The following is a 21,451-nucleotide window of genomic DNA, read 5'->3' on the forward strand; positions in this document are numbered from 1 at the left end:
ACAATGAACGGGAGTCGCCCTTGAATAACCATCAGAGTCCGCCGGACCCGACCGTCCTTGCCCGAGCAGCGGCCAAGGTCAAGCGTCATGTACTGCCGCTGTTCGTGGTGATGTTCATCGTCAACTACATCGACCGGGTCAACATCGGCTTCGTGCGCAGCCATCTGGAAACCGACCTGGGCATTGGCGCAGCGGCCTATGGATTGGGCGCCGGGCTGTTTTTCATCGGTTACGCCATCTTCGAAGTGCCGTCCAATATGTTGCTGCAACGCTACGGTGCCCGCGCCTGGCTGACGCGCATCATGTTCACTTGGGGTGCGGCGGCGATGGCCATGGCCTTCGTGCGCGGCGAAACCAGCTTCTATGTCCTGCGCTTCATTCTCGGCGCCGCCGAAGCAGGGTTTTTCCCCGGCATCATTTATTACTTCACCCAATGGCTGCCATCGACCGAGCGGGGCAAGGCCATGGCGATCTTCCTCAGCGGTTCGGCCATTGCGTCGGTGATTTCCGGTCCAGTGTCCGGCGCGCTGCTGCACGTCAACGGTCTCAGCCTGCATGGCTGGCAGTGGATGTTCCTGATTGAAGGCTTTGCTTCCATCGTGCTCTGTGGGTTTGTCTGGTTCTGGCTGCAATCCCATCCACGCGAGGCGAAATGGCTGAGCGTTGAAGAGAAGGACGCGCTGGTAAGCGCCATTGCCCTGGAACAGCAGGCTCGCGAAGCCGTGCAGACGGTCAAACCGTCGATGTTCAAATTGCTGGCTGACCGGCAGATTGCCCTGTTCTGCTTTATCTACTTCTCCATCGCCCTGACGATTTATGGCGCCACGTTCTGGCTGCCCAGCATGATCAAGAAGATGGGTAACCTCGGCGACTTCCAGGTCGGCCTGTTCAACTCGATCCCGTGGATCATCTCCATCCTGGCGATGTATGGCTTCGCCGCTATGGCCAGCAAATGGAAATACCAGCAAGCCTGGGTGGCGGTGACGTTGGTGATTGCCGCGTTCGGCATGTTCATGTCCACCACCGGCGGGCCGATCTTCGCCTTCGTCGCCATCTGTTTTGCGGCCATTGGTTTCAAGGCGGCTTCAGCATTGTTCTGGCCGATTCCCCAGGGCTATCTGGATGCGCGTATCGCCGCGGCGGTGATCGCCCTGATCAACTCCATCGGCAATCTCGGCGGCTTTGTGGCGCCGACCGCATTCGGGTTCCTGGAACAGACCACCGGCTCCATCGAAGGCGGCTTGTACGGCTTGGCGGCCACTTCGCTGGTGGCGGCCGTGGTGATCTTTTTTGCCCGCACGGCACCGCGTGGCGACACGCGCCGCTCGCTCACCGCTAAACCGGTCGACGCCGCAGCGCCAAAAAATCCTGTCAGTCATCAAGCCTTGAATACCGAGCCAAAGGGAGCTGCCTCTTGAAAATCAAACGCGTCACCGTCACCCCCATCGCCTTCCGTGATCCGCCGCTGCTCAATGCCAGTGGCATTCACGAACCCTTCGCGCTGCGTTCGATCATCGAGATCGAGAGCGACAATGGCTACATTGGCTTGGGCGAAAGCTACGGCGACGCCCCGGCGCTAGCGATTCAACAGCAATTGCAAAGTCAGCTGATCGGTCTCGACCCGTTCAACCTCAACCAGTTGCGCGCCATCGTGCAGGCCACCGTGGCGGCAAACAAAACCCAGAGCATCGCCGGGGCGGAACTGGCGCCCGGCTCACATGCCAGCAAAGCGGTGAGCAACGCGTATTCGGCATTCGAAGTGGCGTTTCTCGATCTACAGGCGCATTCCCTGAACGTGCCGCTGGTGGACCTGCTGGGTGGGGCGATTCGTGATGAAGTGCCGTTCAGCGCCTATCTGTTCTTCAAGTACGCGCAACACATCGATTCACCGTACAAACCGGACAGCTGGGGCGAAGCCCTGAACGAAGAACAGATCGTCGCCCAGGCCCGGCGCATGATCGAGGCCTATGGCTTCAAGAGCATCAAACTCAAGGCCGGCGCACTGCCGCCGGAGCACGAAGTGTCGTGCATCAAAGCGCTGAAAAAAGCTTTTCCCGGTTACCCGCTGCGCATCGATCCGAACGGCAACTGGTCGCTGGAAACCTCGATTCGCATGGCAGAACTGTTGGGCGATGACCTGCAATATTATGAAGACCCGACGCCAGGCCTCGACGGCATGGCCGAACTGCACAAACGCACCGGCCTGCCGTTGGCGACCAATATGGTGGTCACGGATTTTGATGAGTTCCGCCATAGCGTGGCGTTGAACAGCGTGCAGATCGTGCTCGCTGACCATCATTACTGGGGTGGCCTGCGCGACACTCAGGCGCTGGCGAAAATGTGCGACACCTTCGGCCTTGGCGTGTCCATGCATTCCAATTCGCACCTGGGCATCAGCCTGATGGCCATGGCACATGTCGCCGCCTCGGTGCCCAACCTCGATTACGCCTGCGACACCCATTACCCCTGGCAGGAACCGGACGAAGAGGTGATCAAGGGTGGCAAGCTACCCATCGTCGATGGCTGCGTGAAAATCACCCGTGCGCCAGGGTTGGGCCTTGAGCTGGATCACGATCAATTGGGCAAGCTGCATGATCAATACCTGACCTGCGGCATTCGTCAGCGCGATGACGTGAAGCAGATGCAGCGTTACAAGCCGGAGTGGAAGACGATCAAACCGCGGTTTTGATCGCGCATTACCTGACAAACCGGCAACTGTCCCTTCGCGCTTCAGCCCGCCCGACTGGCATCAGGCGCGAAAGGCAGTTAGAGCCGCTCATGTGTTATCCGGCGCCAGAAACCGTTGCTCGATGGCCTCCGCAAACGGATAGTACGAAAACCACGGCCTGGCTTCGTCAATCACCCGTTGAAATGACGGTCTCTGTACCAACCGCTCGAAATAGGCGCTCAAATGCCGGTAATCGTCGGGGAATGGCACGAGCGTTCTGGCATAGAAAAGTGCCGGGGCCGCGGCGCAATCGGCCATGCTGAACGCCGGGCTGGCCACCCAGATTCTGGACGCCATCCGGCGATCGAGCATGCCATACGCCGTCTCCAGCGTGGCCCGTTCTCTGCTCAAATCACCGTTGGTCGCGTGTAGCCGATCACTGACAATCTGTTGCATCGGCACTTGTACATAATGGTCGAAGAAACGATCCCATAACCGGACCTCCAGTGCGCTATCCCAATCGTCTGGGACCAGGCGGTGCTTACCTGGATACTGTCGATCCAGGTACTCGATGATGATGCTGGACTCCGGCAGATTCCGCTGGTGAACAGGGTCGCGAATAACCGGGAACTTTCCGATTGGCCACAATGCCAGAAGTTCTGCGCTGTCGGCAGCGTCCCCGAGATCGATGATCCTTCTCTCGAACTCGGTGCCGTTTTCGTAGAGCGCGATGAGTACTTTGTGACAGAACGACGCCAGCGGATGGTAGTAAAGCGTCAGCGACATCTTTCAACTCCTCATTTGATGTGAGGGGGCGAGAGCCCTGGAACTGATGAAGGTGGGGCAATGAACAATCATAGGCGGATGTTGGCAATGCGTCAGGGCCGCCACTTTCAAGCGTGCGTACTTGCACATGGGAAAATCCCTGCTTAACTGAGCCACTGGTCGGTTTGTGACTTGTTAGTCATGGCGTTCATCTCAGCGCCCTTGTACCGTTGTCGCTGGTTCTTGCTGTCAGGCTTGCCCGGAGGAAGCCGGATAGCCATTCACGCTGTGTGATGATCCAATTTGTTCAAGGAAGAGAATGACATGATGCTGAAAACCGCGATCGTCGAGATTGGCAAGAAGTACAAGGTTTATACCGAGCATTATCTCAACGCCACCGCCGACAAGACCATTATTCTGGTCAATGGCTCGCTGGCAACGACCGCATCTTTTGCCCAAACGGTGCGCTACCTGCGGCCACGCTTCAACGTAGTCCTCTACGATCAGCCCTACGCCGGTCAATCGAAACAACACAACCTGCATGACCAACCGATCCGCAAGGAAGACGAGGCCGCAATCCTGTTGGAGTTGATCGAGCACTTTCGTGCGCAGCATGTGATGTCCTTTTCCTGGGGCGGGGCGGCGACCTTGCTGGCGCTGGCGCAGCATCCGCGACGAATCGAAAAGGCAGTGATCAGTTCATTCGCCGCGCGAATCAACACTCCGATGCGCGATTACCTGGAGAGCGGTCGGGATTTTCTCCAGGCGTGTGATCGGCGCAATGTCGGGCGCTTGATCAACAGCACCATCGGCAAGCACCTGCCGTCGCTGTTCAAGCGTTTCAATGAGCGCCATGTCAGCAGCCTGGACGAACACGAATACCAACAGATGCATTTTCACGTCAATGAGGTGCTGACCCAGGACACTCACTGCTACGTTTCCTGTGCCGATGCCATCGAAGTTCCGCTGCTGTTTATCAACGGCGAATGGGATGAGTACACCTCGGTGGAAGACGCTCGTCTTTTTGCCGCTCATAGCCGTCAGGCTCAGTTTCAGACCATCAAGAACGCCGGGCACTTCCTCGATATGGAACACCCAACGGCATGGAGTGACACCCAACAAGCCTTGCTGGGCTTTCTGCAACCGGTCGCCAAGATACCGAGCCAGCCCCGTGACCTGACATTCAGTGGCAAATCGTCAGTGATTCCGCCCCTTCAGTCAGCTAACTGGGTGCGGCTTTAACTGACGCAGCAACTCGATCTGATCTGCTGGGACCAGGGTGCGCAGGGCTTTATACAGCGCGCGGGTTTCAAGCAGGTTCCAGACGCGCAGCATGGTTTCCAGGGCATCCAGTGGCTTGCTGATGAAGTCTTTGGCGCCCAGGGCCAGCGCGCGCAGTCGGGTATCGCGGGTGGCGTCGGCGGTGAGCACGAGGATCGGCAGGTATTCGCCGGCCGGGATGCGCCGATTGAGCTGTTCCAGTACCGCAAAGCCGTCGAACTCCGGCATGTGCAGGTCAAGAATCACCAGATCAGGCTCGAAGCTGTTGAACAGGTCCAGGGTTCGCAGCGGCTGAGTGCTGCTCAGTACATTGGTCAATCCTTCGCGGACAAGCAACTGCTCCATCAAGTCGAGGTTGGGCCGCTGGTCGTCGATGATCAGAATGCGCAGGTCAGTGTTCACACAGGCTCCGGTAGATGCTGGTCGAGATGGGCGAGGAATGAAGGGATGTGAATCGGCTTGGTCAGCACCGCCGTCGCTCCCGCCTCCAGCAACGCCAGATGAGTGAGGTCGCTGGCATCGGCGGTAATCATCAGCACTGGAATGGCACGGGTGATGGAAGACTGGCGCAAGCGTTGCAGAACATTGAAACCATCCAGATCCGGCAGCGCCACGTCGAGCAAAATCAGCTGCGGCGCATGTTGACGGGCCAGATCCAGGCCCATTTGCCCCTGCATGCTTGAGAGCAATTGGATATGCGGTCGTCGGTGCAGCAGGGTTTCGATCAGGGCCAGGCTTGAGAGGTTATCTTCGATGCACAGCACTTTACCCTGGTAATCGGGAGCGGTGAGGGCGGCCGTGACGGTTGGGTGACTGATTCGTGAAACCGGTGGTTCGGTGACGGGTTGCAGGCGCACAAAGGGCAGTTCCAGGGTGAAACTGGAACCTTCGCCGGGCTGGCTTTTGACGGTCAGGCTGCCGTTCATCATTTCCAGCAGGCTCTTGCTCAAGGCCAGACCCAGGCCGGTACCTTCCACGTTCGGATCGGTCTCCAGGCGCTCGAACGGCTTGAACAGTTGCTCCAGTCGATCGGCCGCAATGCCCTTACCGGTATCGCAGACCGACACGGCAATTCGCTGCTGAATGACCCTGACTTCAATGTGCACCTGGCCCTGGGGCCGGTTGTATTTGATCGCGTTGGACAACAAGTTGAGCAGCACCTGAACCAGGCGTTGCCGATCGGCGACGATTCCGCTGTCGGCGGCCAGTATCGGCAGCTCGACCAGTTGGATGCCGGCGTCGCAGGCCATGGGCGAAACCAACGTCAGGGCTTCTTGCAGCACCACCGCCAAGGGCACGGCTTCAACGTTGAGTGGCAGGCGCCCGGCCTCGATCTTGGCGATGTCCAGCACCTCGTTGATCAGGGTCAGCAGGTGTTGTCCGGCCCGCAGAATGTGACCGATCTGTGCCCGCTGCCCTTTGGACGAGTCCATATCCAGCAGTTGCGCGAAGCCGAGAATGGAGTTGAGCGGGGTACGCAGTTCGTGGCTCATGCGCGACAGGAATTCGCTTTTGGCGCGGCTGGCGCGTTCGGCTTCTTCGCGTGCGGTGCTCAGTGCTATCTCTGCCACGCGGCGATCGGAGATGTCGCGGGTGATCTTGGAGAATCCGCGCAGGGCGCCACTGCTGTCGTATTGCGCGGTAATCACTACGCTGGCCCAGAAGCGGCTGCCATCCTTGCGGCAACGCCACGCCTCTTCCATGTAATGACCGTCGCGAGTGGCCTCGCGCAGCGCCATGTCGGGATGCTGCGGGCACTCTTGCGACAGATAAAACACCGAGAAATGCTGGCCGACGATTTCCTGTTCCGTGTAGCCCTTGATCCGTTCGGCGCCCGCATTCCAACTGGTGACGAAGCCTCGTGTGTCGAGGGCGAAAATACCGTAGTCCTTCACCCCGTCGATGATCAGCCGCAAGCGCTCTTCGTTATCGCGCAACGCCCGTTCACGTTCAGCCAGCAACAGCCCGGCTTCGACCAGACGTGTGCCCAATTGACCAATCTCATCGTTCTCCGGCGGTTGCGGCAGTAACGGCTGACCGAGTGCCAGCCGTTGTGCGTTGCCCTGGACCTGTTTGACCCGGGCGACGATGCCCTTGGACAGGAACAGCACCGCCACAATGGCGCCAAACAACCCGCACGCAGCGGCCAGCAAGGTGGAGAACAACAACCGCTGTCGAGTGGAGGCGGCCGCTGCGGTGCGCTCGGCCAGCAGCGTGTCTTCAAGGGTACGCATGGCGCTGATGCGTTCGCGCAATTCGTCGAGGATGTGCTTGTTGTTGATCAGGATGGTGGTGATCGACTCGGGTGTGGCGTTGCGATCATCGAGCAGCTCAACCAGGCCTTCGACCTTGGTGTCGATCAACGGGGTGATCACTTCCAGATGTTTGCGCACCCGCTCATCGCGAACGTTGCTGTCGAGCCGCTGCAGGGCAGATTCGATCAAGGGCTTGGCTTGCCGATAACCTGGCAGGAAATCCTCGCGGCGAGTCAGCAGATAACCACGTACGCTGGCGGCGGCCTCGGCGAGCAGGGTGTGCACGGCCTGAATGTCGCCTTGCACCAGCAGCACTCGGCGCACGTCCTCTTCCGCGCGTGCGGTCTGGCGTTCGGTGATGTAGATCAACACCAGCGAGAGCATCAGGATCACCAGCGGCAGGGAAATCACCACGAGGGCTTTGCCGCGTAATGGCAGATCGGCCCAGCGGCGCGCGCTTGATACTTTCATGACTGGGTCACCAGACCGAGGGCGATGCCACGAACGGCGGCCTGGGTTCGGTCGGCGGCGCCGAGTTTGCCGATGACCCGTTCTACGTGGGCTTTGGCCGTTCCCGTGGTGATGCCCAATTCTTCGCCGATTTCGCGATTGCTGAAACCGCTGGCCACCAATCCGAGGACCTGGCGTTCGCGGGCAGTCAAGGTTTCGGCAGGCGCGGCGCCACTGGCGTTGCGTTCGGTCATGCGCCGTAGCAGACGTGCGCTGACCGCGCTATTGAGGGCTTCCTCACCCGCCGCGACGCGTTGCAGGGCGTTGATCACTTCATCGCGGCTGGCGTCTTTGAGCAGGTAGCCCACGGCACCGGCATTCATCGCCGCTTCCAGGTGATCCGGGCTGTCGTCCATGGTGAAGATCACCACTTTCAGGGTCGGCAGGCGCTGTTGAAGAATCCGCGCGGCGCCCAACCCATTGAGCACGGGCATGCGAATGTCGAGGATGACGATGTCGGGCAGCAGGCGTTCACAAACGTCCACCGCTTCTTGACCATCGCGGGCCTGGCCGACCACTTCGAATTGCGGATGGCCCGCCAGAAGCGCGACGAAGCCGGTTCGGGTGACCTCATGATCGTCCGCCAGAACCAGACGTAAAACTTCAGTCATTGAGCTGTTCCATTGAGGTCGGAAGGGACGGTGGCGCGCAGTTGTGTTCCGCCGTGCGCATGGCTGACGCAGGTGAAATCACCGCCCAGCAGGCTCGCGCGTTCCTGCATCGCCGCGAGCCCCAGATGTCGGGCGCCGCAGGTGTCGAGTCGTTGCTCCATGGCAAAACCTTGGCCGTTGTCGTCCACCCGCAGCGAGGCTTGTCCTTCGTGCAGTTCCAGCGCAAGTACGACGTGGCTGGCCTGTGCATGTTTGAGAATATTGTTGATGCCTTCCTGGGCAATCCGGAACAGGGCGATCTCCACCTGGCTGGGCAAACGTGCTTCGCAACGCGTGCTCCAGTTCACTTTGATCCCGGCGTCGCGCAGGCGATCTGCCTCTTTGTCGACCGCCTTCAGCAAGCCAAAGTCGTCGAGCACGGTCGGGCGCAGGCCGCTGATCAATTGCCGGCCTTCACCCACGCAATGCTGGGCCAATGCAAGAATCGTCTGTAAGTCCGCACCGAGTTCGTCCGGCAGAGGTGGGCAGCGGCCGGCAAAACCTTGCAGGCGCTGATGCAGCCCGGCGAGGGTTTGCGCCAGACCGTCGTGCAGGTCGTAAGCCATGCGTTTGCGTTCGTCTTCCTGCGCTCTGAACAGCCGATGCACCAGATCGGACATGGTGCGCTCGCGGGCGACCAGTGCATCCAGCAACCGCTGGTTTTCCAGGTGCGCGGCCAGCAGGGTGGCGAGCAATTGCAGGGATTCGATGTCCTCGGTGTCCGGTGCACTGATGCTGATACTGTTGGCCAGCACCAACGCACCGAAGGCCGCGCCATCGCCACCGCGCAAGGGCACTCGCAGCACATTGGGCAGGATCGCGCTCGGCTGCTCCTGCCATCGCGGAGTGCGCATCGCGGTATCGGCGAGGTGTTCGAGGCTGTTTAAACGATCACGGCTACCATGACTGGCGGTGGTCCTGACCTGCGCATCCACGTCCCATTCCAGCAATAGCGCGTGGTCCATCGCGAGGAAGGCACAGGCCCGTTGCAGCACCCGTTGACGCATGGCTTCAGGGGCCAGTTGCGTCAGTTCCTGGCCGGTATCCACCAGCAGCCGCAGACGCGCCGCGCGACTTTGCGATTGCCGATATTGGGTGCGAATGGCCAGGGCGCTACCGGGGTCATGATCATGAATTTGCATGGGCGGGTTCCGGCGCAGACACGCCCGTTCGGGCAGGGGCGTCATTAAACCTTGTTAACGGGGCAGGGCGCTATCTGCCGAATGGCATAGGCAAATGACTCCGGTTGGCCGATGGCGGGCGACGTTTCGAGCGGCACAGTGGGGCCATCGACCACCATTGGAATAGCGCAATGAAATTCAAGACCTCAACCATCGCCCTGTTGTTCGCCCTGACCGCCCCGTTGGCCCAGGCGTTGGAGGCAGTGCCGTACGTCTACAGCAGCGTGGCCGAACAGCCCGGTAACGTGAAGGATCGCGAAATCGCCGCACTGTTTGATCAATGGAATAGCGCGTTGAAGAGCGGCAATGTTCAGAGCGTGGTCGACCTCTACGCGCCGAACGCAGTGCTACAGCCGACGGTTTCCAATAAGGTGCGCACCACGCCCGCGCAGATCAAGGACTACTTCGATCACTTCATGGCGCTCAAGCCGGTGGGCCAGATCAACTACCGTGAGATCCGTCCATTGGGCGCCAACGTGGCCATGGACAGCGGCGTCTACACCTTTTTCCTGACCGAGGCCGATGGCAAGACCCGTCAGGTACAGGCGCGTTACACCTTCGTTTATGAGCAAGTGGGCGGTCAGTGGAAGATTCTCAACCACCACTCTTCGGCGATGCCGCAGGCGCAGGTGCTGCACGCCGGGAAATAACTACGTCTTCGATGGCCAATCGCAAAAAATGTGCAAGACACAGCCCAATGTCAGTCAAGCACAATCCCTGTGGGAGCGGGCTTGCCCGCGATTGCGGTGTATCAGTCAACATTGATATCGACTGACTCGCCCTCATCGCGGGCAAGCCCGCTCCCACAGGAATCGCGCCTTAGCTGACTGTGCGTTGTGTCAGTTCAAAGCCAGGTCGTCCTCAGGCTGCTGCCCGCGGGCCTGCGCGGTGCGTTGCAACTGGCTGGCGATCAGGGTGTTTTTCAGCAGATAGGCAATGGTCATCGGCCCGACGCCACCGGGCACCGGGGTGATCGCACGGGCGACGGTGCGGGCGCTGGCGTAATTGACATCGCCCACCAGACGGTTGCCAGACTCGTCGGCGATGCGGTTGATGCCGACATCGATCACCACCGCGCCGGGCTTGAGCCAACTGGCGTCGATCAACTCTGGCCGACCCACCGCCGCGACCACGATATCCGCCAACCGGCACAACGCCGGGGCATCGACGCTGCGCGAGTGCACCACGCTGACCGAGCAGTTGGCCTGCAACAACAAGGTCGCCATCGGCTTGCCAACAATGTTCGAACGGCCGATGACCACCGCGTGCAAGCCGCTCAAGTCAGCACCGCAGGTTTCGTGCAGCAGGCGCATGCAGCCGCTGGGCGTGCAGGGGGTCAACACCTCCATGCCTTGCACCAGCCCGCCGACGTTTTCCCGATGAAAACCGTCCACGTCCTTGATTGGATCGATGGCATGAATCACCGCCTGCTCATCGATAGGCACCGGCAAGGGCAGCTGCACCAGGATGCCGTTCACCGAGGCGTCGGCATTGAGTTGCGCAATCAGTTCCAGTACCTGGGCCTGGCTGGCGGTTTCCGGCAGACGGTATTCAAGGGAGCGGATACCGACTTCCTTGGCGCGCAGCAGTTTATTGCGTACATAAACGTGGCTGGCCGGGTCGTCGCCGACCAACAGGACCGCCAGGGCGGGATAGATTTGCTGGCCGGCCAGGGCCAGAACCTCTTCCCGGACCTCGTCGAGAACCTGGGCAGAAATGGCTTTGCCGTCGATATCGCGGGCAAGTGCAGGGGTGCTGCTGGTCAAAAGAGTCACCGTTGTCTGATTAAAAAGGGGTGAAGTGATCATCAAGGCGTCTTTGCGCACCGATGATCCATCAGAGACATGCAGGCAAGGGCGCTCAGGCTACCAGTTGAGGGCAGGCCAATACCACCGCAACACCGGAAGATAAGACAGGCAGGGGATCGTGGGCAATCTGTAGGAGCTGCCGAAGGCTGCGATCTTTTGATCTTGATCATCGTTATCGATAAAAGATCGCAGCCTGCGGCAGCTCCTACAGGGATCGCATTCGATCCTCCTTGCGGGTCATGATCAGGCTCAACAGCACCGAAGTCAGAATGATTCCGCCGACAACGGCCAGCGACCATTCAACCGGCATGTGAAGCCACGGCATCAGCGTCATCTTGGTGCCGATGAACACCAGCACGATCGCCACACCGTATTTGAGCAGGTGGAAGCGGTCAGCCATGTTGGCCAGCAGGAAGTACAGCGCCCGCAGGCCCATGATCGCGAAGATGTTCGACGTGAACACAATGAACGGATCGGTGGTGACGGCGAAGATCGCCGGGATGCTGTCGACCGCAAACATCAGGTCGCTGGCCTCGATCAGCACCAGCACCAGAAACATCGGCGTCGCCCAGTGCCGACCGTTTTTCAGCACAAAAAAACGCTCGCCATGAAACCTGCTGGTGACGCGCAGATGGCCGTGTATCCAACGCAGAAAGGGGTTGTTATCGAGGTCAGGTCGCTGATGGGCGAATAGCAGCATCTTGACCCCGGTGATAATCAGGAACACACCGAACACATACAGCAGCCACGCGAACTGCGACACCAACCACACGCCGGCGAAAATCATCGCCCCACGCAACACGATTGCCCCGAGCACACCGTACAGCAACATCCGGCGCTGCAACTCCGGTGGTACAGCGAAGTAGCCGAAAATCATCACGAACACGAACATGTTGTCGATCGACAGCGACTGCTCGATCAAATAGCCCGTGAGGAATTCCAGAGTTTTGCGCTGGGCGATCTCGGGCCCGAACTCGCCATTCAAGTACCACCAGAGCAATCCTGCAAAGACCAGCGCCAGCGCGCACCAGGCAATCACCCAGCACGATGCCTCGCGCACCGATACCCGATGCGCCTTGCGCCCGCCGAAGACAAACAGATCCACGGCCAGCATGGCGATGACGAAGAGGATAAAGGCGACCCACATCCAGAGTTCGCCGATGTTCAGGGGTTGCATGTCGTTCTCACTGTCTGGACGTGTTCTGGAGCCGACAGAGTCATGCTAGCGGGGAGATTGCAGTGAAGAAAAATCGAATATTCTTCACTGACAATTCGTTATTTACGAAGTGTTGCTGACAAAACCTCAGCAACGCTCTCAATGCATCATGCTGTGATCCTGCATGCCGAGCGCCCGAGCGTCGGCGTCAACCTTGATTGTCTCTTTTTCGCCCTTGGCGTTTTCCACGGTCAGGGTCAGGGGCACTTTGTCGCCTTCCTTAACCTGGGCCGTCAGGTCCATCAGCATGATGTGGTAGCCATGGGGATCAAAGCTCACTGATTTGCCAGCCGGCAGCGCGACGGACTCGACCTGGCTCATGCTCATCACATCGTCTTTCATGCTGGATTGGTGAATTTGCACGGTGTTCGCGACCGGCGACTGCACGCTGAGCAGTTTGCTGTCGCTGTCGGCCTGCAGGGTCATGAAGGCGCCGGTCGAATGCTGGCCGGCCACTGTCGCGCGAACCCAGGCGTCGTTTACCAGCGTTTGGGCGGACACCTGCCAGGCCATGCCGATCAGGGAAAGGCCCAAGGTCAGTTGTTTGATACGTTTTGTGCAGAACGAAGTCATCAGCAGACCTCCATGACGGTGAGCAGGTCTTCTGCACACTCTTTAGCGGTAAGGGACGCGGACAGCCCCAGGCGCAAAGTGCCTCGGGAGTCGAAAACGAAGCTGGTCGCGGTGTGGGAGAGGGTATAGGTCGAACCGCTCGGGATCTTTTCAAAGAACACACCGAACTCCTTGGCGGTGGCGGCGGTTTCTTCCAGCGTACCGTGCAGCGCCTCGAAACTTGGATCGAAGGCTTTGACGTAGGCGTCGAGCATTTGCGGCGTATCGCGTTCGGGGTCCAGAGTGATGAAGATCACTTGCAGGCGTTCGCCATCGCGGCCCATCAGTTTTTTCGCCTGTGCCGCACGGGCCAGCGTCGTCGGGCAGACCGCCGGGCACTGGGTGAAGCCGAAGAAGATCATCGGCATCAGGCCACGGTAGCTGCCCAGCATCCGGTACTCGCCCTGGGCGTCCTTGAGCTTGAAGGTACGCCCCATGATCTTGTCGCTGAGGTCCTTGCCGTACTTGAACGACAGCTTGCTGCTGTCATCGCACCCGGCGAGCAGGCCAAGGCTCAACAGGCTCATGCCTTGCAGGACCGTGCGACGGGTATACAACGTACTCATGGAAAAAAGCATCCTGTGTAGCGACCGGGAATCTACAGTGGCTGATCAATCGATGAAAAAAGCGCAGGGATGTTAACAAACTGTTGCCCTGTGGCGCTCAATCGATGGCCAACCGGCATGCGCCAAAAGGTCGCGGTCTCGGGATACGTGGAAATACAAATGACGCGTGTATGACATATGGCAGGCAGCAAGCACCGAGAAACCTGTGGGAGCGGGCTTGCTCGCGAAGACGGCGGTACAGTCAACATTGATGTCGCCTGATACACCGCTTTCGCGAGCAAGCCCGCTCCCACAGGGGAATGGAGCTCACACTTCTATTTTATCCAGTACCCGGTTCGCCGTGATCTCCGCGATCATGATGCTGTTGGAAATGCCCAGCAGCGCGTGACGCGATTCACCTTCCAGATGATCGACCAACTGATGGACCATCACATCGACCGAGGCCAGCGTCTCGACCAAAAAAACCGCCAGGGTTTCGGCCGTGGCCTCCGGGTTCACGGAAAACATAGTACTGGGTGTACGCGCGGTGGCTTTGATATCGGCATTCGACGGGAAGTGGAAGTCGAGGGCGCGTTTGGCGGCCTCGTTGAGTTCTTTTGAATCGGGTTCGTACGGGGATATCGGATCGGTGTTCGGCGGATTCGGTGAAGGCTTTATCATATGCTGAGTTTCCTAATGGTGTGCCACCCCTCTTGCGACTAAACGAAAGGGGAGGCAGCTGCACGCAGGTTAGTCGACCGGGAAACTCAGCAATCCGGCGCGCCCGAGGGCGCCCTACGTACAGCCACCATCAAAGTACAGGTCAATGAAAAACCTGCATGACAGATGCACGCACAACCGAGTTAACACGGGCGACTAAACCCGACCACTGATGGGCAGTGGCACGGAAACAATAGAGGCCAGGAGCAGGGCGCACAAGCCGGCGGATTCTGGCGTAAGCGTAGGCAACGGCGCAAGATCTTGTAGCTTGCAGGAAGTAACCTTCATGGTTTTTAAACACGCGCTTTCCGGCAATGTTGAATAATCTGACGCGCACGTCCTACAAGCGGTAAAAGCCTCGAAAGAACCGCTACATGCACTTTTATAAAGCGCGATGCCATAAAAACGTGCGCCTGCCGCGAACGGTGCCCTGAGTTTTCCCCTTTGTCCTCTGTTACCAATGATCCGTGCAACCACGTCTGAAAGACTGTCTTATTCCTGCCAAAACACGTCTATCCCGCGATCGCCAAGCCTGTTTGCCGATTGTTCAGTCGCAAGTTTTACAACGCAAATGAAGCATCGACCCACCGACTGGCACAAAGGCTGCATTGATCCCCTCAGGTCCATCGAAAACAGATGGGCAGCCCACTCGATCAACGAAGATCGATCGGCCGAGCAGGTCGTGGGCAACATCGGTGGATCAGGCGAAGGCGCCAGGTCGAACACCGCGAAGAACAGGCAAAGACGCCTGAAACCGAGAGGTTTCAGGCGTTTTTTTTTGCTTTTTTTAACCGTGATTGGCTTTGGCTGGGTGCTTACTATGAATTCCAATGTTGCCGCGTTGAACAAACTGCAAACACTGATCGTGATCGGCAATGGCATGGTCGGACATCATTGTGTCGAGCAGCTCATCGAGCGCGGCGCCCTTGACCACTATCGCCTGCATGTCTTCAGTGAAGAGCCGATGCGCGCCTACGACCGGGTGCATCTGTCCGAGTATTTCGGCGGTCGCGATGCTGAGTCGCTGGCCCTGGGCGAAGCCTCTCTGTACCAGACGCCGGGCGTCACCCTGCATCTGGGCGTGCCGGTGCTGGAAATCGACCGTGACCGTCGTCAGGTAATCACCGCACAAGGTTGCGTCTCGTACGACAAACTGGTTCTGGCCACCGGGTCTTATCCGTTTGTGCCACCTATTGAAGGTGCAGAAGGCGACTCGCGCCTGGTGTATCGCACCCTTGAAGACCTCGACGCGATTCGTGCCGCAGCGGCCAATGCCCGGCGTGGCGTGGTGGTCGGCGGTGGCTTGCTCGGTCTGGAAGCCGCCAACGCCCTGAAAAGCCTGGGCCTGGAAGCGCATGTGGTGGAATTCGCCCCGCGCTTGATGCCGGTGCAGCTGGACGAGCAGGGTGGCTTGGCGTTGAAAGCGCAAATCGAGCGGCTCGGCGTGGGTGTGCATCTGTCCCGTGGCACGCAGTCGATCAGTGCTGGCGAGCAGTACCGCTACCGGATGAATTTTGCCAATGACGAATTCCTCGAAGCCGACCTGATCGTGTTCTCCGCCGGCATCCGCGCGCAAGACGCGCTGGCCCGCCAATGTGCGCTGGACATCGGTCCGCGTGGCGGCGTGGTGATTGACGATCAGTGCCTGACCAGCGATCCGAATATCTATGCCATCGGCGAGTGCGCCGCCTGGAATGGCAGCCTCTTCGGTCTGGTCGCCCCGGGTTATCAAATGGCCCGTGGCGTCGCGTCGCTGCTGTGCAACCAAGTGGCGGAGCCGTTCCAGGGCGCCGACATGTCGACCAAGCTTAAACTGCTCGGCGTCGACGTCGGCTCCATCGGCGATGCTCACGCCCAGACGCCGGGTGCGCGCAGCTATCAGTTCATCGATGAAGCGACGGCCAGCTACCGCCGCCTGGTGGTGGATGCGGACAGCAAACGCGTGCTCGGCGCGGTACTGGTCGGCGACAACAGCTACTACGACACCTTGCTGCAATACATGCAGAACGGCATTGCCTTGCCGTCGGAACCTGCCAGCCTGATTCTGCCATCGTCCACCGGTGCGCCAACCCTGGGCCCGGGCGCGTTGCCTGAGGCAGCAACAGTGTGTTCGTGCCATAACGTCACCAAGGGCTCGATCTGCTCGGCCATCGACGGTGGCTGCACCGACTTGGGCCTGCTCAAGTCACAGACCAAGGCTTGCACCGGTTGCGGCGGTTGCGCGGGGCTGCTCAAGCAAGTGTTCGAGCATGAACTGATTGCCCGTGGCGTCAGTGTCGACAAGAGCCTGTGCGAACACTTCGCCTACACCCGTCAGGAGCTTTATGCGCTGGTGCGGGTAGAAGGGGTGATCACCTTCGAAGAACTGTTGGCCAAGCACGGTCGCGGTCACACCGGTTGCGACGTGTGCAAACCGGCGGTGGGCTCGATCCTCGCTTCGTGCTGGAACCAGCCGATCATGGACGCCTCGCTGGTGCCGTTGCAGGACACCAACGACACCTTCATGGCCAACATGCAGAAAAACGGCACCTATTCGGTGGTGCCGCGCATCGCCGGCGGCGAGATCACGGCCGACAAGCTGATCGCGATTGGCGTGGTGGCGAAGAAATATGACCTCTACACCAAAATCACTGGCGGCCAGCGGATTGACCTGTTCGGCGCGCAGTTGCACCAGTTGCCGGACATCTGGTCCGAGCTGATTGAGGCCGGTTTCGAAACCGGGCACGCCTATGGCAAATCGACCCGCACGGTGAAGTCTTGCGTGGGCAGCACCTGGTGCCGTTATGGCGTGCAGGACAGCGTGAAAATGGCCCTGACCCTCGAGGATCGCTACAAAGGCCTGCGCTCGCCGCACAAGCTCAAATTCGCGGTCTCTGGCTGCACCCGTGAATGTGCCGAGGCGCAGAGCAAGGACGTGGGCGTGATCGCCACCGAAAACGGCTGGAACCTCTACGTGGCCGGTAACGGCGGCATGCGTCCGCGTCATGCTGAGCTGTTCGCCACGGACCTGGACGATGAAACCCTGATCCGTTACATCGACCGGTTCCTGATGTTCTACATCCGCACCGCCGACAAATTGCAGCGCACCTCGGTCTGGCGCGAAAGCCTGGAGGGCGGCCTGGATTACCTCAAGGACGTGGTCATCAACGACAGCCTGGGCCTCGGCGCGGAACTCGAATCGCAGATGCAATTGGTGGTCAACCGCTACGAGTGCGAATGGGCCAACGTCCTTAAAGACCCGGAAAAACTCAAGCGCTTCCGCACCTTCGTCAACGATCAACGCCCGGACCCGGACATCCACTTTGTTCAGGAACGCGGTCAGCGCCGGCCGATCATGGCCGCCGAACTCAACCTTATCCCTGTCACCGAGGAGAATGCCTGATGAGCCAGTCCACTACCCAGCGTGTCGAAGCCCCTGCAACCGCGGCCAATGCTCAGGCCTGGCAAGCGGTGTGCCGCCAGCAGGATCTGGTCAGCAACTCCGGCGTCGTCGTCTGGCTCGACGGCGCGCAGGTGGCGCTGTTCTACCTGCCACAGGCCGTAGGTCGCACCCTCTACGCCATCGACAACCATGATCCGCAATCCGGCGCGAACGTTATCGGCCGTGGACTGATCGGCAGCCTCAAGGGTGATCTGGTGGTGGCCTCGCCGATCTACAAACAGCATTTCCGTCTTGAAGACGGCAGTTGTCTGGAGTATCCGGAACAGCGCCTTCGGGTATGGCCGGTGCGCCTGAACGCCGGCGTCGTGGAAGTCGCGGCGGCTTGATTGCCGCCCTGAACCGTATCGGAGAACGTTGATGAAGACAGCCGCACAGTTGCTCAAACTGAAAATCGTGCAAAACCAGCAGGTGCATAGCATCGCACCGGATGAGATGGTCCTCGACGCCCTGAAAATGATGGCCGAGAAGAACGTCGGCGCGTTGCCCGTCATCGAAGACGGGCAGGTGGTCGGCGTCATCAGCGAGCGCGACTATGCGCGCAAGGTGGTGCTACAGGGCCGTTCTTCGGTCGGTACGCCGGTGCGCGAGATCATGAGCGCGCCGGTGGTGACCGCCGACAGTCAGCAGAGCATCGAGCGCTGCATGGCGGTCATGACCGACAGTCATTTGCGCCATCTGCCCGTGCTGGAGAGCGGTGAGCTGATCGGACTGTTGTCGATCGGTGATCTGGTCAAGGAAGCCATCGTCGAGCAGGCCGATTTGATTCGGCAACTGGAGCACTACATTCGCGGGCACTGAGCACGCTGCGTCGCCGAATCACAAAATCAAAACGCGATAAGGGCATACCACAGGTCGTAAAAAACGGCTCAAACGGAAATAAGCCTAAGTAACCGGTTGGAACAGTCGATAACCCCAAGAGCAAAGCAAGTCAGCCGACCATGCAGATGCCGCCAGGGGAATCATCGAATGTCCATAAAGTTGCGTTTGTTTTTGTTGATCGGCACCAGTTTGCTCACCGCCCTGATCGTGAGCCTGGTCAGCTATCTGGGAAATACCCGGATGGCTGAAGCGGTGAGTGACAACGAGGTCAGCATGACCGCGCTGCGCAACCACCTCGAAGCCGACATGATGCACGATGCGCTACGCGCGGATGTGTTTTCGGCAATGTTGGTCGGCTTGGGCAAAAGCGACAGCAGCAAAGCAGAAGTGCGCAGCTCCCTCGATGAGCATGCGGCGCATTTTCGGGAGATGCTCGGCGACAACCTCAAGCTGCCGGTCAACGCCACCCTCAAGGCAGCACTGGACAAGATCAAGCCCAGCCTTGATACGTACATCAGTGCCGCCGAACGCATTGTCGCGCTGGCGCTGGAAAATCCGGATACCGCACAGCAGCAACTCGGCACGTTCAATACCGCGTTCAGCCAACTGGAAGACCAGATGGGCGCTCTCAGCGAGCTGATCGAAACCAGCACCCAACAGACCAGCGCGGGCACTGCGCAAGCTATCAGCAGTGCCAACTTCACCCTCGGCACCGTCCTCATTGCCAGTTTGTTATTGCTGCTCGCCCAAGGGCGCTGGGTCATCCTGAGCATCATGGGGCCGTTGCAGATCGCCAGTCGCATTGCCGAGAGCATCGCCCATGGCAATTTGAGCGAACCTATTGTCGAGCCCACCCGCAAGGACGAAGCCAGCACCTTGATTCGCAGCCTGGCGACCATGCAACGCGACCTGCGCGGCATGATCGAGGTGGTTCGCAGCAACGCCCATGGCGTGAGCGGCATGAGCCAGCAACTGAGCAGCGGCTGCCATCAGGTCGCGGGCAGCAGTCAGCAGCAAAGCGTCGCCGCCAGCACCATGGCCGCGGCCGCCAGTGAGATGACCGCGAGCATCGAAGAAATCACCCGGCATGCCGAGCGCGCACTGGATATGGCCAATCAGGCCGAGGAGCTGGCCAAGGACGGCGGTCGGGTGATCCATCAGGTGGTCAGCGACATGGACGGTATTGCACGTTCGGCGCAGCAATCGGCCCAGGTGATTCGCACTCTGGACAAAGAGTCCGAGGGGATTTTCAGCATCATTCAGGTGATCAAGGGCATCGCCGATCAAACCAACCTGCTGGCGCTCAACGCCGCCATCGAGGCGGCTCGCGCCGGTGAGCAGGGCCGTGGTTTTGCCGTGGTGGCCGATGAGGTGCGCAGCCTGGCGGGCCGCACCAGCGCCTCCACCCAGGAAATCGCCGCCATGGTCGCGCGCATCCAGCAAAGCACCCGTGAGGCGGTCACCAGCATGGAGGCGGGCGTCGCGCAGGTCGACAAAGGCATGGCGGTGACCGCCGACGTCGAGCGTGCCATCCGCGAAATCCTCCAGGCCACGCTCAGCACCACTGAGCTGGTCAATGACATCAGCCGCACCATCGGTGAGCAGAGCCTGGCCAGCAACGAAATTGCGCACCAGGTGGAAATGATTGCTGGCATGTCCGAAGGCAACAGCAAGGTCATCAACCAGACCGCCTCGACCACCGATGAGCTGTCCACCCTGGCAGGCCAGCTCTCGCAATCGGTGGATCGGTTTCGTCTTTGAGGCATTGGCTGGCCCTGTTCCTTGGGCCAGTCAGCTCATCCAGTTGCCGCCATCGACGTTATAAGTCTGTGCCACGATGTACTCGCTCTCGTTTGATGCCAGGAAGATCGCCATGCCGACAAGATCGTCTGCCGTGCCCATGCGTCCGAACGGGACTTCCTGACCCGCCAGTTTTTTCTTTTCCCCGAGCGGCCGGTTTTCATATTTGGCGAACAGCGCATCGACGCCATCCCAATGCTCGCCGTCCACCACGCCCGGCGCGATGGCGTTCACGTTGATCTTGTGGGGAATGAGATTGAGACCGGCCGATTGCGTGAGGCTGATTACCGCCGCTTTGGTCGCGCAATACACCGCGACAAGCGCTTCACCGCGTCGACCGGCCTGACTGGCCATATTGATGATTTTGCCGCCGTGGCCCTGGCGGATCATCTGTTTGGCCGCGGCCTGCAGCGTGAACAGGGTGCCGGACACGTTGATCGAGAACAGCCGCTCGTAGCTGTCGCGAGAAATCTCCGCAATCGGCGCGAGATCAAACAGTGCCGCGTTGTTGATCAGGATATCGAGCTTGCCCGTTTTCGCGACGACCGCGGCAATTGCACTGTCTATCGATTGCTGATCGGTCACGTCCATTTCGACCGCATAGGCATTCGGCCCCAGCTCGGCAGCGGTGGCTTGCGCGCGTTCCAGGTTGATGTCTGCGATCGCGACCGTAGCGCCTTCGCGGATATAGGCTTGCGCGAACGTTCTCCCGATACCTCTGGCAGAACCGGTGATAAGGGCGCTTTTTCCTTCCAGACGTTTCATTTTTTCCATCCATTCATTAGTGCTAGAGAGACGCCCTCGTTGAGGGCATTAAAATCGGTCGTTAGTCTGCGAAGAACCCTGTGGGAGCGGGCTTGCCCGCGAAGGCGGCGTGTCAGACGACATCAATGTTGAATGTGCCGGCCTCTTCGCGGGCAAGCCCGCTCCCACAGGAATTGCATCAAGTCGTTGCTACTTGGGATAACCAGCGCGCTTCATCTCGCGTTCGGTAGTTTGCTGGGCCGAGGCCAGAGCCTGCTCAACCGGCATCTGCCCGGTGAGCGCCGCAGACAGCAGCTTGCCGACCGAAGTGCCGATGGCCTGGAACTCAGGAATGGTCGCCGTTTCGGCCGCCTGGCAGAGCAGGGCAGAGGACAGGCCGGCGGACAGAAAAAACGCGCTTGGAATGATCTTCAT

General features: G+C 59.6%; 19 protein-coding genes and 2 pseudogenes. 9 read left to right on the forward strand and 12 right to left on the reverse strand.

Going from position 1 to position 21,451, the window contains the following annotated elements:
- Window positions 1-20 precede the first annotated feature (20 nt).
- Both TU81_RS02680 and TU81_RS02685 read left to right on the forward strand, forming a co-directional pair.
- Window positions 21-1,418, forward strand: coding sequence for an MFS transporter (locus tag TU81_RS02680; RefSeq protein ID WP_038983150.1), 1,398 nt, complete (start codon window positions 21-23; stop codon window positions 1,416-1,418).
- On the forward strand, window positions 1,415-2,689 hold the full coding sequence (locus TU81_RS02685; RefSeq protein WP_038983151.1) for a glucarate dehydratase family protein: 1,275 nt from the start codon (window positions 1,415-1,417) through the stop codon (window positions 2,687-2,689). Before TU81_RS02680 ends, TU81_RS02685 begins: the two co-directional genes overlap by 4 nt.
- Before the next feature lie 87 nt (window positions 2,690-2,776).
- Here the strand turns inward: TU81_RS02685 and TU81_RS02690 are convergent, their stop codons facing one another.
- Entirely contained in the window at window positions 2,777-3,454 is a 678-nt protein-coding gene (locus tag TU81_RS02690; protein WP_038983152.1) for a glutathione S-transferase family protein, read from the reverse strand.
- Window positions 3,455-3,757: 303 nt separating this feature from the next.
- Between TU81_RS02690 and TU81_RS02695 the strand changes: the two genes are divergently transcribed.
- A complete protein-coding gene (locus tag TU81_RS02695; RefSeq protein WP_038983153.1) occupies window positions 3,758-4,675 on the forward strand; it encodes an alpha/beta fold hydrolase in 918 nt (305 codons plus the stop codon).
- On the opposite strand, the gene TU81_RS02700 is transcribed toward TU81_RS02695, so the two are convergent.
- From TU81_RS02700 to TU81_RS02715, 4 genes are read right to left on the reverse strand one after another with little or no spacing between them, the layout of a single operon-like run.
- Complete coding sequence (locus tag TU81_RS02700; protein WP_030128799.1) at window positions 4,652-5,116, reverse strand: response regulator; 465 nt, start codon at window positions 5,114-5,116, stop codon at window positions 4,652-4,654. The genes TU81_RS02695 and TU81_RS02700 overlap by 24 nt on opposite strands.
- The gene (locus TU81_RS02705) at window positions 5,113-7,440 is read right to left on the reverse strand and encodes an ATP-binding protein (RefSeq protein ID WP_038983154.1); all 2,328 of its coding nucleotides are present in this window, start codon (window positions 7,438-7,440) and stop codon (window positions 5,113-5,115) included. The genes TU81_RS02700 and TU81_RS02705 overlap by 4 nt, the downstream gene beginning before the upstream one ends.
- Entirely contained in the window at window positions 7,437-8,090 is a 654-nt protein-coding gene (locus TU81_RS02710) for a response regulator (RefSeq protein WP_038983155.1), read from the reverse strand. Before TU81_RS02710 ends, TU81_RS02705 begins: the two co-directional genes overlap by 4 nt.
- Window positions 8,087-9,271, reverse strand: coding sequence for a sensor histidine kinase (locus TU81_RS02715; RefSeq protein ID WP_048393222.1), 1,185 nt, complete (start codon window positions 9,269-9,271; stop codon window positions 8,087-8,089). Before TU81_RS02715 ends, TU81_RS02710 begins: the two co-directional genes overlap by 4 nt.
- Before the next feature lie 170 nt (window positions 9,272-9,441).
- Here TU81_RS02715 and TU81_RS02720 point away from each other — a divergent pair, with 170 nt between their 5' ends.
- Window positions 9,442-9,960 carry an SgcJ/EcaC family oxidoreductase gene (locus tag TU81_RS02720; RefSeq protein WP_048393224.1) on the forward strand — a complete coding sequence of 173 codons (519 nt, stop codon included), beginning with the start codon at window positions 9,442-9,444 and terminating at the stop codon, window positions 9,958-9,960.
- A 189-nt stretch (window positions 9,961-10,149) separates the two neighbouring features.
- Here TU81_RS02720 and TU81_RS02725 read toward each other — a convergent pair whose 3' ends face one another.
- From TU81_RS02725 to TU81_RS02745, 5 genes are all read right to left on the reverse strand, one after another.
- Window positions 10,150-11,076: a bifunctional 5,10-methylenetetrahydrofolate dehydrogenase/5,10-methenyltetrahydrofolate cyclohydrolase gene (locus TU81_RS02725; protein WP_231983787.1), complete on the reverse strand. Its 927-nt coding sequence runs from the start codon at window positions 11,074-11,076 to the stop codon at window positions 10,150-10,152.
- 247 nt (window positions 11,077-11,323) lie between these two features.
- Window positions 11,324-12,295 (reverse strand): TerC family protein, encoded by a 972-nt coding sequence (locus TU81_RS02730; protein WP_048393226.1) that lies wholly within the window; start codon window positions 12,293-12,295, stop codon window positions 11,324-11,326.
- A gap of 138 nt (window positions 12,296-12,433) precedes the next feature.
- Window positions 12,434-12,907 (reverse strand): copper chaperone PCu(A)C, encoded by a 474-nt coding sequence (locus TU81_RS02735; protein WP_048393228.1) that lies wholly within the window; start codon window positions 12,905-12,907, stop codon window positions 12,434-12,436.
- Window positions 12,907-13,512, reverse strand: coding sequence for an SCO family protein (locus tag TU81_RS02740; RefSeq protein WP_038983160.1), 606 nt, complete (start codon window positions 13,510-13,512; stop codon window positions 12,907-12,909). The genes TU81_RS02735 and TU81_RS02740 overlap by 1 nt, the downstream gene beginning before the upstream one ends.
- 306 nt (window positions 13,513-13,818) lie before the next feature.
- Entirely contained in the window at window positions 13,819-14,172 is a 354-nt protein-coding gene (locus TU81_RS02745; RefSeq protein WP_038983161.1) for a DUF6124 family protein, read from the reverse strand.
- A gap of 859 nt (window positions 14,173-15,031) precedes the next feature.
- Here TU81_RS02745 and nirB point away from each other — a divergent pair.
- The 5 genes and pseudogenes from nirB to TU81_RS31070 all read left to right on the forward strand — a co-directional run bounded on the left by nirB (window position 15,032) and on the right by TU81_RS31070 (window position 20,233).
- A complete protein-coding gene (gene nirB, locus TU81_RS02750; protein WP_048393230.1) occupies window positions 15,032-17,593 on the forward strand; it encodes a nitrite reductase large subunit NirB in 2,562 nt (853 codons plus the stop codon).
- Complete coding sequence (nirD, locus tag TU81_RS02755; RefSeq protein WP_048393232.1) at window positions 17,593-17,979, forward strand: nitrite reductase small subunit NirD; 387 nt, start codon at window positions 17,593-17,595, stop codon at window positions 17,977-17,979. The genes nirB and nirD overlap by 1 nt, the downstream gene beginning before the upstream one ends.
- A 31-nt stretch (window positions 17,980-18,010) precedes the next feature.
- Window positions 18,011-18,451 carry a CBS domain-containing protein gene (locus tag TU81_RS02760; RefSeq protein ID WP_038983164.1) on the forward strand — a complete coding sequence of 147 codons (441 nt, stop codon included), beginning with the start codon at window positions 18,011-18,013 and terminating at the stop codon, window positions 18,449-18,451.
- 168 nt (window positions 18,452-18,619) lie between these two features.
- A pseudogene (locus TU81_RS31065) lies at window positions 18,620-19,375 on the forward strand (MCP four helix bundle domain-containing protein); the annotation flags it as partial.
- A gap of 132 nt (window positions 19,376-19,507) precedes the next feature.
- Window positions 19,508-20,233 carry a methyl-accepting chemotaxis protein gene (locus TU81_RS31070; RefSeq protein ID WP_390176077.1) on the forward strand — a complete coding sequence of 242 codons (726 nt, stop codon included), beginning with the start codon at window positions 19,508-19,510 and terminating at the stop codon, window positions 20,231-20,233.
- 30 nt (window positions 20,234-20,263) lie between these two features.
- Here TU81_RS31070 and TU81_RS02770 read toward each other — a convergent pair whose 3' ends face one another.
- Both TU81_RS02770 and TU81_RS02775 read right to left on the reverse strand, forming a co-directional pair.
- Window positions 20,264-21,037 (reverse strand): L-iditol 2-dehydrogenase, encoded by a 774-nt coding sequence (locus TU81_RS02770; RefSeq protein WP_048393236.1) that lies wholly within the window; start codon window positions 21,035-21,037, stop codon window positions 20,264-20,266.
- Window positions 21,038-21,226: 189 nt separating this feature from the next.
- A pseudogene (locus TU81_RS02775) lies at window positions 21,227-21,382 on the reverse strand (sugar ABC transporter substrate-binding protein); the annotation flags it as partial.
- Between the last annotated feature and the right edge of the window lie 69 nt (window positions 21,383-21,451).

The organism is Pseudomonas lini, assembly GCF_001042905.1.
Classification (GTDB): Bacteria; Pseudomonadota; Gammaproteobacteria; order Pseudomonadales; family Pseudomonadaceae; genus Aquipseudomonas; species Aquipseudomonas lini.